This is a genomic window from Vibrio sp. S17_S38, from assembly GCF_014694375.1.
GTDB lineage: Bacteria > Pseudomonadota > Gammaproteobacteria > Enterobacterales > Vibrionaceae > Vibrio.
In genome coordinates, this window is sequence record NZ_JAAUWW010000003.1 from 138,166 (window position 1) to 154,818 (window position 16,653).

Consider the following 16,653-nt stretch of genomic DNA (forward strand, 5'->3'; position numbering starts at 1 on the left):
ATTTTAATCGGCAAACGGAAATTGATGATGACCCTAATTCAGCAAGCATTAACGCAGCACTTTGGCTTTAGTGAGCTTCGTGGGGGGCAATCGAAAGTCATTGATACCATTTTATCGGGGCAATCTGCGGCGGCCATTTTTCCAACTGGTTCAGGTAAATCTCTGTGCTATCAATTACCGGCTGTGCTACTACCTAACCTAACTATCGTTATATCACCTCTACTTGCTTTAATGAGAGATCAACTCGAATTCCTTCATTCAAAAGGTATTGCGGCGGCCTCTCTCGATTCAACTCAAGATCGAGAAGCAAGCAATCAAATAATGCAAAAAGTGCGTAATGGAGAAATAAAAATACTGATGATTTCAGTTGAGAGATTGAAAAACGAACGCTTTCGTCAGTTTATCTCACAAGTACCCATTTCAATGTTGGTCGTCGATGAAGCGCACTGTATTTCAGAATGGGGTCACAATTTCCGACCAGACTATTTAAAACTGCCTTATTACTGCCAAAGTTTAAACATTCCACAAGTGTTATTATTAACCGCGACGGCAACTCCAGCGGTTATTGAAGATATGAGTAGTAAGTTTAATATCTTAAAAGAGAACATCACTATCACGGGATTTTATCGCCCCAACCTTGATTTAAGTGTTCTGCCTTGTGAGGAAGAAGATAAGCCACAAGCCTTAATTGATTTATTGTGCACAACACCTGATTTACCCACCATTGTCTATGTCACTTTGCAACATACCGCTGCTCAAGTCGCTCAACATTTGCAACAACATGGTATGAATGCCCTAGCTTATCACGCTGGATTAGACTCAGGCTTGCGTCAACATATTCAGCAGCAGTTTATGTCTGGAGAAGTACCCTGCATTGTTGCCACTATCGCTTTCGGGATGGGAATTGATAAGTCTAATATTCGTCGCGTGGTACACTTTGATTTGCCTAAGTCGATTGAAAATTACTCACAAGAAATTGGCCGCGCTGGGCGCGATGGTGAAAAATCTTATTGTACTGTGCTGGCGAATACTTCGGGTATCAATGTACTCGAAAATTTTGTTTATGGTGATACGCCAGATACTTGTTCTATTAAGCATGTATTGCAATCAATTTATGAAGACCAAAGCCAATCAGGGTTATGGGAAGTCATGCTCACGCGTTTATCTCGTGATTCTAATATTCGTCAACTGCCTCTAAAAACGCTTTTAGTGTACTTAGAACTACAAGGCATTATCCAAGCGAAATATAGCTATTACGCCGACTACCGCTTTAAGCATATTATGAGTGAAGCCGATATTTTAGCCCGCTTCCCACAGCACGGAACCAATTCTGAACGTCACCAATTTATTCAAGCCATTTTCAGTTGCTCAAAAATAGCCAAAACTTGGCGCAGTGTCGATTTCGATGGTTTGTGGATGGGCTATCAAGCAGAACGTAGCCGAGTGGTCGCAGCGTTAGATTACTTTCATGAACAAGGTTTTATTGAACTTGAAAGCAAACAAGTGACGGATGTATATCAAGTTTTGGGTTCAGAAACACCAGAGACTCAGCGAGATCATACTGAGGTTGCCAACGAGCTAAGTGAGCTTTTCAAGCAAAAAGAACATGGTGATCTAAACCGAATTCAAACATTGATTAATTTATTTGAAAGCTCGTCCTGTCTAAGCTCTAAGCTTGCAGGATACTTTTTAGACCATGATGTTCCAAATGCTTGTGGTCATTGCAGCGTGTGCCGTGGCAAAGTTGCCACTTTGCCTAAACCCTATTTAGATGAAATACCATTAGAAACTATCGCCCATTGGATAAAACCATTTAAAAGTGCTTTTGAGAGCAGCCTTCATCAAGAAGAAATGCAATTAACCTCTGAAGCAATCACAAGATTCCTATGCGGTATTTCAACGCCGCTAAGCAGCAAGCTAAAAGCGAATAAAATGGAAGGCGCTAGCAAGCTTGAGCAATATCCATTCTCTCAGGTACAAAAATGGGTAGAAGCACTCAGTTAATTAAATCTAGGCCATAAAAAAACGGTCACCGTAAAGGTGACCGTTTTTTATATTTCTTAAAGCAGCGACTTATTCGTCGTCATTCTTACGCTTACCCGCTGATTTACGTTTATTACGCTCAGTTTGAACCTTTTGGAATTCAACCAATTCTTTCTCTGCCCATTCAGTTGCTTCAGCTTCAGTTTCAAAACCTAATTGACGTTTAGAGATAATTGTACGTCGAGAGGTAATTTGGCGAACAATCTCAGCAGACCAACCATTACGCTTTTCAACCAATTGAAAGCTATATTTGTTACTCATAATACTCTTTTACCTGCCTTGCCCCATGGTGAAACATTTCGCTTAGGCGCAACGCTAAATTAGGCGCGCATTAAAGCATATCTTGACGAAAAAAGATGCACTTTTTAATAGTATTTATTGTTCTTTAAACACAAAGTGCGCAGTCACCGGAATCCCCAGTGCAATAGAATCTAATTTCGCTATATTCTTAAGAGCTTCCACACCTTTATCTAAACCAAAGTCTGCCACATTTACAACAATAGGCTGTATGGTATCCACCTGAAAACCACCGTCGCTCAATCTTATAACTGAAACATTGGTGTCTATTGTTTTAGACTTTCCATGTAAAGACAGTTCCGTTTCTAACGGCATGGTAACCAATTGTCCTTTTTCTAATTTTTTTAATTGTGCCACATTCAGTTGAGCGGTAAGCATCGCTTGTGGAAAGTCTTTTACATTAAACAGCATTTGACTCATACGTTCATCGCGGACGGGTACTTTAGTATCAACACTCGATAGCGTTATATCAATGGCAACCTTACCGTCAGAACCAAGCGTACCGGATAATGTTTTAAAATGATGAACCTCCGTAATACTGTTATTTTTGGTTGATACAAAATTCAAAATTGAGTTTTTATCATCTAAATTCCAATCAGCTAAAGCTTGCTGACAAAACAACATCATCGCTACCCACGTACCATTTAAAAGCCATTTAACTGTTTTATTCATCATTTATTCCTTAGTTTTAGGGGATGTAAATAAGTGTAGTCGCTAAATTAATATTCATGTGTTGATTAGGTTAAATGATAAAAAACGGCCACCGAAGTGACCGTTTGTGTATTTATAAATAGCTAAACTTATTTAACCAATATGCTTACGCGCATTACGGAATATACGCATCCATGGACTATCTTCAGACCAATCTTCAGGATGCCATGAGTTTGCTACCGTGCGAAATACTCGCTCTGGATGAGGCATCATAATAGTGACACGGCCATCTTCGGTAGTTAGACCTGTAATTGCATTAGGTGAACCATTCGGGTTGTTTGGATATTGTTGAGTTGGATTACCCATATTATCCACATAACGTAACGCCACAGTGCCTGAATTTTCGATTGCTTGAAGATGTTGATTACCACGCACTTCGACACGGCCTTCGCCATGGGAAACCGCGATTGGCATACGAGACCCTGCCATTTCACTAAAGAAGACAGAATCCGATTTTTGCACTTCAACTAAGCTGAAACGAGCTTCAAAACGTTCAGATTCATTGCGCACGAAACGAGGCCATAAATCCGCACCTGGAATAAGTTCGCGCAAATTAGATAGCATCTGACAGCCATTACATACACCAAGTGAGAACGTATCTTGACGTTCGAAGAAACCAGCAAATTGGTCACGAGCATTGTCATTAAACAGTACTGATTTCGCCCAACCTTCGCCCGCTCCAAGTACATCTCCGTAAGAGAAACCACCACAAGCCACAAGGCCTTGATAGTCTTCTAATACCGCTTGGCCTGTTAAAATGTCGCTCATGTGTATATCGGTAGTTGCAAAACCAGCACGGTCAAACGCTGCCGCCATTTCAACATGAGAGTTAACACCCTGCTCACGCAAAATCGCCATCTTAGGTTTTTTGCCCATATTGATCATCGACGCGGCAATGACTGGTGCAGCCACATCTTCATTAATATCAAACGTTAACTTAACATTTAAGCCTGGGTCATTATTGTCGGCTTTGGCTGCATGCTCTTGTTCTGCACACGCAGGATTATCACGCATGGCTTGCATTTTATTGGTGGTTTCAGCCCAAATCATGCGAAGCTCAGTACGGTTACGTTCAAGTACAACGGTCTCACCGTCAGTGATCACAATGCTATCTGATACTTCAACCGAACCAATAATATGAGAACATGTCAGTAAGCCATGCTCAGCTAACACCGATTGAACAACTTCAACGTCATCAGACTGAACTTGAATCACAGCGCCCAATTCTTCATTAAATAAAGCCGCTAAAGAATCTGAGCCTAAACCAGCAATATCTGCTTTCACACCACAGTGACCCGCAAATGCCATTTCAGATAACGTAACAAACAAGCCACCATCACCTTTATCGTGGTAAGCCAACAACTTGTTGCTTGCCACTAAGGTTTGTATCGCATTATAGAAACCTTTCAGCTGCTCGGCATTATCCACATCAGCAGGTTTATCACCCAATTGCTTATACACTTGAGCGAGTGCAGTTGCACCCATGCGGTTTTTACCGTTACCCAAATCAACGAGAATAAGGTTGGTATCACCTTTGTTGAGTTTTAATTCCGGCGTGATGGTTTTACGCACATCTCCAACGCGAGCAAATGCGGTGATAACCAATGACAATGGCGAGGTCACTTCACGATCTTCGCCATCTTGTTGCCATTTGGTTTTCATCGACATTGAGTCTTTACCGACCGGAATGGTTAAACCAAGCGCTGGGCAGAGTTCTTCACCGACCGCTTTTACCGCCTCATAAAGCCCAGCATCTTCACCCGGATGACCCGCAGGAGACATCCAGTTAGCCGATAGCTTAATATGCTTAATATCACCGATATTGGTTGCCGCAATATTGGTGATAGCTTCACCTACCGCTAAACGCGCTGATGCACCAAAATCAAGTAATGCCACTGGCGTACGCTCACCCAATGACATAGCTTCGCCGTGATAAGTATCGTAACTTGCCGCTGTAACAGCGCAGTTCGCCACAGGAACCTGCCAAGGGCCGACCATTTGGTCACGAGCCACAAGACCAGTCACAGAACGGTCGCCAATGGTAATAAGGAAAGTTTTCTCAGCTACCGTTGGGAGGCGTAATACACGATCAATCGCTTCATTTAATTCAATACCACTGCGATCAATTGCTGGGTTATTCGCTTTTAATGTTTTTGCATCACGATGCATTTTAGGCGTGTTACCTAACAAAACATCCATCGGCATATCGATTGGCGTATTATCAAAATGTGAATCTTCCAGTTTCAATTCACGTTCTTCAGTCGCAACACCTACGACGGCATAGGGTGCGCGTTCACGCTGACAGATGGCATCAAATACGGCCATATTTTCTGGAGCAACTGCCATCACATAACGCTCTTGAGATTCATTACACCAAATCTCTAATGGACTCATTCCAGGCTCATCATTAGGTACATCACGCAATTGGAAGATACCACCACGCTCACCATCATCAACAAGCTCTGGTAATGCGTTAGAAATACCACCCGCGCCCACATCGTGGATAAAGGCGATTGGATTCTCATCGCCAAGTTGCCAGCAGCCGTCGATCACTTCTTGACAACGACGCTCCATTTCTGGGTTTTCACGTTGAACCGAAGCAAAATCGAGATCTTCAGCCGATTGACCCGATGCCATTGAAGAGGCAGCGCCGCCACCTAAACCGATATTCATTGCTGGGCCACCAAGCACAATTAAACTTGCGCCGACTGGGATTTCTTTTTTCTGCACATGTTCGTCGCGAATATTGCCTAATCCACCAGCCAACATGATTGGTTTGTGGTAACCACGAATTTCTTCGCCGTTATGAGAGTTCACTTTTTCTTCGTAAGTACGAAAGTAACCCAATAGATTTGGACGACCAAATTCATTGTTAAATGCTGCGCCGCCAAGTGGACCTTCAAGCATAATATCCAATGCTGTGACAATACGGCTTGGTTTGCCAAAATCCGTTTCCCAAGGTTGAACAAAGTTTGGAATTTTAAGATTCGATACCGAGAAACCGACTAAACCCGCTTTAGGTTTACCACCTATGCCAGTTGCGCCTTCATCGCGAATTTCGCCGCCAGAACCAGTTGAAGCGCCCGGCCAAGGAGAAATAGCGGTTGGATGGTTATGCGTTTCTACTTTCATCAAAATATGCGCGAGTTCTTGCGTGTAACCATATTGACGCGTTTTTGGATCTGGGAAGAAACGTCCAACACTTGAACCGACCATAACAGCCGCGTTATCTTTATAAGCCGATAAGACGTGATCTGGAGTGACTTCCATGGTGTTTTTGATCATCTTGAATAAAGACTTTTCTTGTTCAACGCCATCAATGGTCCAAGCTGCATTAAATATTTTATGACGGCAATGCTCTGAGTTCGCCTGAGCAAACATCATCAATTCAATATCAGTCGGGTTACGACCTAACTTTTCGGTAAAGCTTTCAACTAAGTAACCAATTTCATCATCTGCCAAAGCAAGACCAAGCGTAACATTCGCCTCTTCAAGTGCAGCGCGACCACCGGTTAATAAATCCACTTCCGAAACCGGTGCAGGTTGCGCGACTTTAAACAAAGTTACAGCTTGTTCAAAACCAGAAAAAACCACTTCCATCATTCGATCATGCAAAAGAGCTTTAACTTCTAATAATTGCAGTTCAGACAATTCAACTGAGGATTCCACATAATAAGCCGTACCACGTTCAAGACGCTTTACTTTAGTCAAGCCACAATTATGGGCAATATCGGTCGCTTTTGATGCCCATGGAGAGATAGTGCCAGGGCGAGGAGTCGTCAACAGCAGTTGACCTTTAGGTTCATGATCTTCGATGGTTGGACCATACGTAAGTAGTTTTTCTAACTTTTCAACTTCTTGAGCATCAAGCTCAGTCGTTAGATCTGCAAAATGTGTAAACTCAGCATAAATACCAGATACAGGTAGGTTTAACTCACGACAAAGCTCTAAAAGCTTGTTGACACGAAATTCGGATAAAGCGGGTGAACCACGCAAAATTCTCATGTACTTAGGTCTCTTTGGCTGTTGGGTTATAAAAAATAATATTGATATAATTTCAAATGGTTAGCTTTTATTTACGTTATATCAATGTCATTTCAAACCAGTGAACGGCCTTTTCCGGCGTATTATAAAGGAAATTAGCACTCGACGTAACACCCAAAGCAACCGTTTGCGCAATTTTTTATCTTTGTTAGTCATTAACAATAAAACAGCATATTTTGACGTTAATATTAAGCCGATGAAATGAATATCGATTCGCCACATTTCATCAATTTTGCTGAGAACCTCTGCATTTGGTATAAAGTACATCTAAACGACTTTATGAGATCCCCTTTTGACTAAATATTGCTCTTATATTGAAAGTAAACGCTGGATTCTGGTCCTATTTTTTCTCATTGGGTTGACCGCTTGTCAGCCAGATCCTAAGTCTATGACAGACTTGGAACAGATCCAACAACGTGGTGTATTGCGTGTTGGCACTTTAAATAATCAACTGTCTTATTTCATTGGTCCAGAGGGCCCCACGGGATTGGATTATGAGTTAGCACAAAAATTTGCCAAGGAGCTGGGAGTAAAACTTGAAATAAAACCGTCTTACCATTCAAGTGGACTTTTTCCTGCATTAAAAAATCATGAAGTCGATCTTATAGCCGCCGGAGTCAGCCACACTCCGGATCGTCTAGCTGAGTTTAATGTTGGGCCTGCTTATTATTATGTCAGCCAAAAAGTCATTTATCGCAAAGGAACATGGCGTCCACGTAACCTTAAACAATTAATGGAAAAACAAGGCAGTCTTGTCGTAGTAAAAGATTCTGAATTCGATCAAACATTACAAGCTTTGTCGTCAAGTAACCCTGAACTAAAGTGGGATACTGTACAAACTACTGATACTAATGATTTATTAAAACAAGTCTCAACTGGAGATATTGACTTTACCGTTGTCGATTCTATTTCACTATCGGTTAATCAAAGGCTACACCCTAATCTAGCCGCTGCCTTTGAACTCACCGAAGATCAGCCAATTTCTTGGTATATTAGAAAATCCAATGATGATTCACTCTACGCTATGATGTTGGAATTCTTCGGCGATATTAATCAATCAGGCGATCTCGCCCAACTAGAAGAAAAATATTTTGGCCATATACAAAGCTTTGACTATGTGGATACACGAGCCTTTATTCGCTCACTAGACAGTAAGCTGCCTCGTTATAAACGACTATTTCAAACTTATTCTAAAGAATTTGATTGGCGGCTAATTGCGGCATTATCTTATCAAGAGTCACACTGGAACCCTCATGCAACCTCACCAACGGGTGTCAGAGGTATGATGATGCTCACTCAGTCAACCGCGAAAATGGTCAACGTCACAAATCGACTTGATCCCGCCCAATCAATTAAAGGTGGCGTATCTTATTTACGAGGTATTATGAGACGGATCCCTGATTCGATTCCAGATCATGAGAAAATTTGGTTTGCTTTAGCCTCCTATAATCTAGGATATGGCCATGTCATGGATGCTCGTCGAATTACACAATCTCAAAATGCCAATCCGAACTCTTGGACAGATGTAAAAGAGCGTTTACCATATTTACAATTATCAGGCTATTACCCTTATACTCGATACGGTTACGCTCGTGGTAGTGAAGCAAAAAACTATGTCGAGAATATACGCCGTTACTACCAAACTATTATTGGTTATGAAGCCCAAGCGAAACAAGAAATTAGAAACGATAATAAAGATACCGACTTCACCGTGATTGATGCCCCAACAATCTAAGAAGCCAAAGACGCGCAAGAGACAGATGATTCATCAAAGCAAGTGGGTATGACAAGCATCAAGAAATAACAATAAAACTAGCCTAACGCTTTAAATATTAGGTTAGTTTTATCAATTCATAAGAACGTAATATAACAAGGCTATAATTAAGATCTAATTAGACATCAATCATTAATTTAATAAGGGGAAATACGAATGTTCTCTAAAAAAAAGCTCATAAAAAAATCACTATCACGCAGTTCAAGTTCAACCCGTAGAAAGCGTATGATTTCAAATAACAAAAAGAAAGTCATTTGGCGCCATCGTAGTTTTGTTTTTTGTGCTGAAGAAGATCTACAATAACGCCCACCATCATCACAACTCACACCCTGCATTCCATTCAATTATTTAATGAACTCGGCAGATATAAACCTACTTATTTGCCGAATTATCATCTCCAACCTCTTTTCTTCTTTTTTCTTTAATCTCTTTACGACGCCGGCGAAAGAAGAGTTGTAATTGTCCACGGCACTCATTTTCTAATAATCCGCCCACGACTTCCGCATAATGAAAAGCAGCCTGACTTTCAAACAGGTTTAATACGGTGCCAGCCGCGCCCGCTTTTAAATCTGGAGCACCAAATACAATACGTTTAACTCTGCTATGCAACAAAGCTCCTGCGCACATTGGGCAAGGCTCTAATGTCACATATAAGGTCGTATCGAGTAAACGATAATTCTCAAGTACTAAACCAGCTTGACGTATTGTCGCGATTTCAGCATGTGCAGTGGCATCATGATTTTCAATAGAAGTATTCCAACCTTCGGCAATAATCTCACCGTCTTTTACTAATACAGCGCCAACAGGTACTTCACCACTTGCTTCAGCTTGTGCAGCCAATACCATTGCACGACGCATGAAGTATTCATCTTGTGGAGTAAATTGGGGTGTTAAAGATTTTGTCACAATGGCTACCTCTCAAATTGAGCGAACATTATACGTGATTGAATCATTTTCTACAGACGAAAAAAATCCTCGCCTATTACTAGACGAGGATCTAAAAGTTTAATCAGTTAATATTTTCGCCCAAAGGCAGAAGAATTAAGCTTGACCTTTCACTTCTTTAAGACCGTTGAATGGTGCACGTGAACCTAGTGCTTCTTCGATACGGATTAGTTGGTTGCCCGCTTTTAGGTATTAGCAGCAACACGGTCAGAACGGCTCATTGTTCTTATTTCCACAAACTAAAAAATCCTCGCCTATTACTAGACGAGGATTTAAACGTTTAATCAGTTAATACTTTCGTCCAAAGGCAGAAGAATTAAGCTTGACCTTTCACTTCTTTAAGACCGTTGAATGGTGCACGTGAACCTAGTGCTTCTTCGATACGGATTAGTTGGTTGTACTTAGCAACACGATCAGAACGGCTCATAGAACCCGTTTTGATTTGACCAGCAGCTGTACCAACAGCAAGATCTGCAATAGTTGCATCTTCAGTTTCACCAGAACGGTGAGAGATAACTGCAGTGTAACCAGCGTCTTTAGCCATTTTGATTGCTGCTAAAGTTTCAGTTAAAGAACCGATTTGGTTGAACTTGATAAGGATAGAGTTAGCAACGCCTTTCTCAATACCTTCAGCAAGAATCTTCGTGTTTGTAACGAATAGATCGTCACCAACTAGTTGAAGCTTGTCGCCCATAAGTTCCGTTTGGTGTTTGAAGCCAGTCCAATCTGATTCATCAAGACCGTCTTCGATAGATACGATTGGGTATTGGTTAGCAAGATCTTGTAGGTAGAAGTTAAACTCTTCAGAAGTGAAGATTTTGCCTTCGCCTTTCATGTTGTAGTTGCCAGCTTCTTTGTCGTAAAACTCAGATGCAGCGCAATCCATAGCAAGAGTAACGTCTTTACCAAGCACGTAACCAGCAGCTTCAACCGCTTCTTTGATTGCAGCAAGAGCTGCCGCATTTGATTCTAGGTTAGGAGCAAAACCACCTTCATCACCAACTGCTGTGCTTAAGCCTTTCGCTTTAAGAACTTTAGCAAGGTTGTGGAATACTTCAGAACCGATACGTACTGCTTCTTTGAATGTTTTCGCGCCAACAGGTTGAATCATGAATTCTTGGATATCAACGTTGTTATCAGCGTGCTCGCCACCATTGATGATGTTCATCATTGGAAGAGGCATAGAGAATACGCCAGGAGTACCGTTTAGTTCAGCAATATGCTCGAACAAAGGCATGCCTTTTGCTGCTGCTGCTGCTTTTGCGTTAGCAAGAGAAACGGCAAGAATAGCGTTAGCACCAAATTTAGATTTGTTTTCTGTGCCATCTAAATCGATCATTACTTGGTCGATTGCAGCTTGGTCTTTCGCGTCTTTACCAGCAAGAGCAGTTGCGATTTCGCCATTTACTGCTTCAATTGCTTTAAGAACACCTTTACCTAGGAAACGTGATTTGTCGCCGTCACGTAGTTCAAGAGCTTCACGAGAACCTGTTGATGCGCCAGAAGGAGCAGCAGCCATACCGACAAAGCCACCTTCAAGGTGTACTTCAGCTTCTACTGTTGGGTTACCACGTGAATCGATGATTTCGCGACCTAGAACTTTAACGATCTTAGACATGAATGTTTCCTCTCGTTTAATTTAAAATTTAAATGTCAAACTAATGGATAGCAGCACAACTTTTGCAACCATCCGTATCCTTTTTACATCTTACTTTTTTAAATCTTTTAAGGCTAAACATCAGCTCAACCTTAAAAGTGTTGAAACTATTTTATTTTTGAACGTCAGCTTCAAACTCGCCACGCTGGAATTGACCTGCGGCTTTAACAAAACCAGCAAACAATGGATGTCCATCACGTGGAGTTGAATTAAACTCTGGATGGAATTGGGCTGCCACAAACCAAGGATGATTCGGGTTTTCAATCACTTCAACGAGTTTTTTATCTGCTGATAAACCAGACACTTTCAATCCTGCTTTTTCAATTTGAGGACGTAAATTATTATTCACTTCATAACGATGACGATGACGCTCATGAATTTGAGCATTACCGTAAAGCTCATAAGCCTTCGTACCTTTCTCAAGGTGACAAAGCTGGGAGCCTAAACGCATCGTACCGCCAAGATCTGATGTTTCGGTGCGCTCTTCAACGTTACCTTCTTTATCAACCCATTCAGTGATAAGACCAACCACAGGGAATTTAGTTTCAGGATTAAATTCGGTTGAATGTGCGCCCTCAAGGCCAACAACATTACGAGCGAATTCAATTAACGCCACTTGCATACCAAGACAAATACCTAAATAAGGCACTTTGTTTTCACGAGCATATTGAGCGGCCATAATTTTGCCTTCAATACCACGATCACCAAAACCGCCAGGAACTAAGATGGCATCTAGGCCTTCTAATAATTCAGTTCCTTTTGATTCAACATCTTGTGAGTCAATATACTTAATGGTCACGCTTAAACGGTTTTTCAACCCTGCATGTTTTAAGGCTTCATTCACCGATTTATAAGCATCTGGCAATTCAATATACTTACCAACCATGCCAATAGTTACTTCACCAGTTGGATTGGCCTCTTCATAAATCACTTGTTCCCATTCTTTCAGATCGGCCTCAGGAGCCGAGATACCAAAACGAGAACAAACTAAGTTATCTAAACCTTGAGCGTGGATCAATTGAGGGATTTTATAGATCGAATCTACATCCTTCATTGAGATCACTGCTTTTTCCTGCACATTACAAAATAGAGCAATTTTCTTACGCTCATTGGCAGGAATAATACGATCACTACGGCAAATCAAAATATCAGGTTGAATACCGATTGATAATAATTCTTTTACTGAATGTTGCGTTGGCTTAGTTTTTACTTCACCTGCAGCGGCCAAATAAGGCACAAGCGTTAAATGCATGAACATGGCGTGCTCACGACCAACTTCTGCTGCTAACTGGCGAATCGCTTCCATAAATGGCAATGATTCAATATCACCGACCGTTCCGCCAACTTCAATTAATGCAATATCATGGCCTTCTGCGCCAGCAATAACGCGATCTTTGATCGAGTTAGTGATGTGAGGAATAACCTGAATGGTTGCACCTAAATAGTCACCACGGCGCTCTTTACGAAGAACGTCTTCATAAACGCGACCAGCAGTAAAGTTATTACGCTTGGTCATCTTGGTACGAATGAAACGTTCGTAGTGACCAAGATCGAGATCGGTTTCCGCGCCATCTTCCGTGACGAATACTTCACCATGCTGAGTTGGGCTCATTGTGCCCGGATCAACGTTGATATAAGGATCAAGTTTCATCATGGTCACTTTAAGACCACGAGCTTCTAAAATTGCTGCTAATGATGCGGCTGCAATACCTTTACCTAGAGAGGATACAACCCCACCAGTAACAAAAATGTAATTTGTCGTCATGCTTAACCTGAAATTGGTTGAATGAGGGAAAATGGATTACTTCTGGACGGGATGAAAATATACCAGAACCGCTTTTCCGCTACAACGTGAAATCTATCACAGTCTGTAATTTAATTTTTTGCTTCAAATCAATTTCCCTCATCGACAACGAATTTTAAGCAATTAAACTTTCTATTTATTAAGGCTTTTCGTCCACAAAAGTATTCATATGCGCTATTTCTCCTCAGATTTAACTTCATCCCAAGCCAAATCAAGCTCCTCTAAAGAACAATCGACTAGCTGCTTGGCCTTTTCATGAATCTTAATTTCAACGCCTCGAAATCGACGTTCAAATTTTTTATTTGCTTTAGCAAGAGTCATTTCGGGATCTTTTCCTAAGTGACGCACTAAGTTCACCGTCGCAAACATCAGATCACCCAACTCTTCTTCTACTTTTTGTTCATTAACCTTAACTTGCAGCGCCTCTGCCATGACTTCATCAATCTCTTCCTGTACCTTATCAACAACAGGTCCGAGGGTTGCCCAGTCAAAACCAAATTTAGCCACTTTCTTTTGAATTTTATTCGCACGAGATAATGCAGGTAAGGCTTTTGGTATTGAGTCTAGAATACTTTTTTCAACCTTGCCTTGCTCCAACTTCTCTTTTTGCTTTTCAGTATCCCATCTCTGATTCAATGCGCTTTCATCATTGATGATTTCTTTTACACCATGTTTATCTGGAAACACGTGAGGATGACGACGAATCAGCTTTTGATTCACACTTTGCACAACATCATCAAAATCAAATAATTCTTGCTCATTCGCCAATTGGCTATAAAAAATCACTTGAAACAACAAATCGCCTAACTCTTCTTGTAAATTTGGCCAATCTTGATTATGAATTGCATCCACGACCTCATACGTTTCCTCAATCGTATGAGGTATAATGGAGTCAAAGGTCTGTTTTTTATCCCAAGGGCAGCCATTTTCAGGATCGCGCAACTGCTGCATGATAGCTTTAAGTTGTTCAATCGGATTGCTAAGGGATTTATTCAAAATGGTTTCACTCGTCATATTTCATACTCATTTATATTTTATGGGATAATTATTACCATAAAAAAACACCGCTACAATCAGCGGTGTTTAACTTGTTCTCGTTAAATTATTTCAGACGTTTGACTCGTAATACATCTTTAATCTGCTCAACTCGTGCCACAATTCGATTCAGTATTTCAACATTATGTACATCAAGATGAAAATCCATAATCGTGATCTGGCGTTTGTAGTCGGTACGACTATTCATGCTATTCACTTTTATTTTCTCATTAGATAACAAGGTACTGATATCTTTTAATAATCCGACACGCTCTAACGCCTCAACTCTAATGGTCAAAACATATAAACCATTTGAGCCCCCTCCCCAAACTGTATCAATAATACGTTCGGGTGCATGGTGATTTAGTTCACCGAGTTGTTCACAATCAGATCGATGAACCGAAATTCCGCGCCCTTGCGTAATATATCCACGAATTTCATCACCCGGGATAGGTTGGCAACAGCGTGCAAGATGCGTCATTAAGTTATCAACCCCTTGCACCACTACCGCATCTTTTCTTGGGCGGTTGTCATGTACCGTTTTTGCCTCTTGTAACTTAGCTAGTGCTTGTTTGTCTTCTTCTTCAGCGGTTGGTTTATTAACCAAAGCATTAATGTGATTAATCACTTGGTTAATACGTAAATCACCACTACCAATACCAACAAACAACTCATCATTGCTATTAACATTAAAACGCTTCAAGGCATATTTCTGAGCATCTTTTAATGTAGCGCCAATTTTATGCAACTCTGATTCGAGAATATCTTTACCTGCTTCGAGATTTTTATCTCGACCCAGTTTTCTAAACCAAGCATTGATTTTGGCACGTGCGCGGCCTGAGTGCACAAAACCTAAGGATGGATTAAGCCAATCTCGTGATGGATTAGGTTCTTTTTGGGTAATAATTTCAACTTGATCGCCCATAGATAACTTATGGGTAAACGGTACGATCCGCCCTCCCACTTTTGCGCCAATACAGCGATGTCCGACTTCAGAATGAATATGATAAGCAAAATCAAGTGGTGTCGCGCCCATAGGTAAATCAACCACATCGCCTTTTGGGGTAAATGCATAAACACGATCGTCGAACACTTGACTGCGGAGCTCATCCAGCATTTCGCCAGAATCTGCCATCTCTTCTTGCCAATCGATCAGTTTACGTAGCCATGTAATTTTCTCATCATAACCACTGCGCCCTGCCGTACTGCTGCCTTCTTTATATTTCCAATGCGCGGCAACGCCTAATTCAGAGTCTTCATGCATTTGTTTAGTTCGAATTTGGATTTCAATGGTTTTCCCTTCCGGCCCAAGCACAACCGTATGGATAGATTGATAACCATTCGGTTTTGGATTCGCAACATAATCATCAAATTCACTTGGTAAATGTCGATATTTGGTATGAACCATACCGAGCGCACCATAACAATCTTGTAGTTGATCGGCGATAATACGTACCGCACGCACATCAAACAATTCATCAAACTCAAGATTTTTTTTCTGCATTTTTCGCCAAATACTGTAGATGTGCTTTGGTCTTCCACTCACTTCTGCATTGATATTGGCGTCTTTCATTTCTTGTGATAAATCAGTCACAAAGTCATGAATATATTGCTCACGGACAATACGGCGTTCCGATAATTGTTTGGCGATTTTTTTATAGGTGTCAGAACATTGGTAACGAAAAGCGTAATCTTCAATTTCCCACTTAAGCTGGCCAATACCTAATCGATTTGCTAAAGGAGCATAAATATTAGCGCACTCTTTGGCTGCAGCTTGACGGATGTCGTCGGGCTCATCTTTTACTTCACGCAAATTACAAATACGTTCCGCAAGTTTGATGATCACACAACGAAAATCATCCACCATGGCGAGTAACATCCGGCGGACGTTATCAACCTGCTCCGAAGCTTCTGAATCATCCATACTGACATTGAGCTGACCAATGGCTGCCATTTCATCGACACCATCGATAAGCTTAACGATTTCTTTCCCATAAATTTCGACTAATGCTTCACGATCAAATAATCCTTCGGAAACAATAGGAAAAAGCTGTGCAGCCATTAAGGTCGGGCGATCCATCGATAAGGTGATCAATATTTCGATCATTTCTCGACCACGCCATAGTAGCTTCTCTTTTTGCTTTTGATTAACCAGTATTTCTTCGCATTGTTGATAAACTTGCTTTAACTTATTACTGGTTTTTCCATCTTGATGAAGGCTTTCAATCCAAGCGTCTAGCTCAAACTCTTCATGCTTATTTAAATGTGCGCTTCTGACTGCGACCATTAGTACATCTTCCTGTCGGTAAAATTTGAATAACAGCGAAAATTACCTCTTTCACT

General features: G+C 41.1%; 10 protein-coding genes. 2 read left to right on the forward strand and 8 right to left on the reverse strand.

Going from position 1 to position 16,653, the window contains the following annotated elements; translation table 11 throughout:
- The first annotated feature begins 27 nt into the window (after nucleotides 1-27).
- Nucleotides 28-2,004: a RecQ family ATP-dependent DNA helicase gene (locus HC725_RS03655; protein ID WP_190330542.1), complete on the forward strand. Its 1,977-nt coding sequence runs from the start codon at nucleotides 28-30 to the stop codon at nucleotides 2,002-2,004.
- A 69-nt stretch (nucleotides 2,005-2,073) separates the two neighbouring features.
- Here HC725_RS03655 and HC725_RS03660 read toward each other — a convergent pair whose 3' ends face one another.
- From HC725_RS03660 to purL, 3 genes are all read right to left on the reverse strand, one after another.
- The gene (locus HC725_RS03660) at nucleotides 2,074-2,304 is read right to left on the reverse strand and encodes a DUF3622 domain-containing protein (RefSeq protein WP_190330423.1); all 231 of its coding nucleotides are present in this window, start codon (nucleotides 2,302-2,304) and stop codon (nucleotides 2,074-2,076) included.
- Nucleotides 2,305-2,418: 114 nt separating this feature from the next.
- On the reverse strand, nucleotides 2,419-3,015 hold the full coding sequence (locus HC725_RS03665; RefSeq protein WP_190330424.1) for a YceI family protein: 597 nt from the start codon (nucleotides 3,013-3,015) through the stop codon (nucleotides 2,419-2,421).
- A 129-nt stretch (nucleotides 3,016-3,144) separates the two neighbouring features.
- Nucleotides 3,145-7,056, reverse strand: a complete 3,912-nt coding sequence (gene purL, locus HC725_RS03670; RefSeq protein ID WP_190330425.1) for a phosphoribosylformylglycinamidine synthase — start codon at nucleotides 7,054-7,056, stop codon at nucleotides 3,145-3,147.
- Between the two features lie 331 nt (nucleotides 7,057-7,387).
- On the opposite strand from purL, the gene mltF reads away from it, so the two are divergent.
- On the forward strand, nucleotides 7,388-8,830 hold the full coding sequence (gene mltF, locus HC725_RS03675; RefSeq protein ID WP_446751346.1) for a membrane-bound lytic murein transglycosylase MltF: 1,443 nt from the start codon (nucleotides 7,388-7,390) through the stop codon (nucleotides 8,828-8,830).
- Nucleotides 8,831-9,241: 411 nt separating this feature from the next.
- Here the strand turns inward: mltF and tadA are convergent, their stop codons facing one another.
- From tadA to relA, 5 genes are all read right to left on the reverse strand, one after another.
- On the reverse strand, nucleotides 9,242-9,775 hold the full coding sequence (gene tadA / locus HC725_RS03680; RefSeq protein WP_342365917.1) for a tRNA adenosine(34) deaminase TadA: 534 nt from the start codon (nucleotides 9,773-9,775) through the stop codon (nucleotides 9,242-9,244).
- Nucleotides 9,776-10,130: 355 nt separating this feature from the next.
- Nucleotides 10,131-11,432 carry a phosphopyruvate hydratase gene (eno, locus tag HC725_RS03685; protein WP_190330426.1) on the reverse strand — a complete coding sequence of 434 codons (1,302 nt, stop codon included), beginning with the start codon at nucleotides 11,430-11,432 and terminating at the stop codon, nucleotides 10,131-10,133.
- Between the two features lie 151 nt (nucleotides 11,433-11,583).
- A complete protein-coding gene (locus HC725_RS03690) occupies nucleotides 11,584-13,236 on the reverse strand; it encodes a CTP synthase (protein ID WP_190330427.1) in 1,653 nt (550 codons plus the stop codon).
- A gap of 213 nt (nucleotides 13,237-13,449) precedes the next feature.
- On the reverse strand, nucleotides 13,450-14,289 hold the full coding sequence (gene mazG / locus HC725_RS03695; RefSeq protein WP_446751347.1) for a nucleoside triphosphate pyrophosphohydrolase: 840 nt from the start codon (nucleotides 14,287-14,289) through the stop codon (nucleotides 13,450-13,452).
- 88 nt (nucleotides 14,290-14,377) lie between these two features.
- The gene (gene relA / locus HC725_RS03700; RefSeq protein WP_190330428.1) at nucleotides 14,378-16,597 is read right to left on the reverse strand and encodes a GTP diphosphokinase; all 2,220 of its coding nucleotides are present in this window, start codon (nucleotides 16,595-16,597) and stop codon (nucleotides 14,378-14,380) included.
- Nucleotides 16,598-16,653: the final 56 nt, after the last annotated feature.

Coding starts and splice junctions, on each gene's coding strand:
- HC725_RS03655 (WP_190330542.1), top strand. CDS start 28: ATGACCCTAATTCAGCAAGCATTAACGCAGCACTTTGGCTTTAGTGAG.
- HC725_RS03660 (WP_190330423.1), bottom strand. CDS start 2,304: ATGAGTAACAAATATAGCTTTCAATTGGTTGAAAAGCGTAATGGTTGG.
- HC725_RS03665 (WP_190330424.1), bottom strand. CDS start 3,015: ATGATGAATAAAACAGTTAAATGGCTTTTAAATGGTACGTGGGTAGCG.
- purL (WP_190330425.1), bottom strand. CDS start 7,056: ATGAGAATTTTGCGTGGTTCACCCGCTTTATCCGAATTTCGTGTCAAC.
- eno (WP_190330426.1), bottom strand. CDS start 11,432: ATGTCTAAGATCGTTAAAGTTCTAGGTCGCGAAATCATCGATTCACGT.
- HC725_RS03690 (WP_190330427.1), bottom strand. CDS start 13,236: ATGACGACAAATTACATTTTTGTTACTGGTGGGGTTGTATCCTCTCTA.
- mazG (WP_446751347.1), bottom strand. CDS start 14,289: ATGACGAGTGAAACCATTTTGAATAAATCCCTTAGCAATCCGATTGAA.
- relA (WP_190330428.1), bottom strand. CDS start 16,597: ATGGTCGCAGTCAGAAGCGCACATTTAAATAAGCATGAAGAGTTTGAG.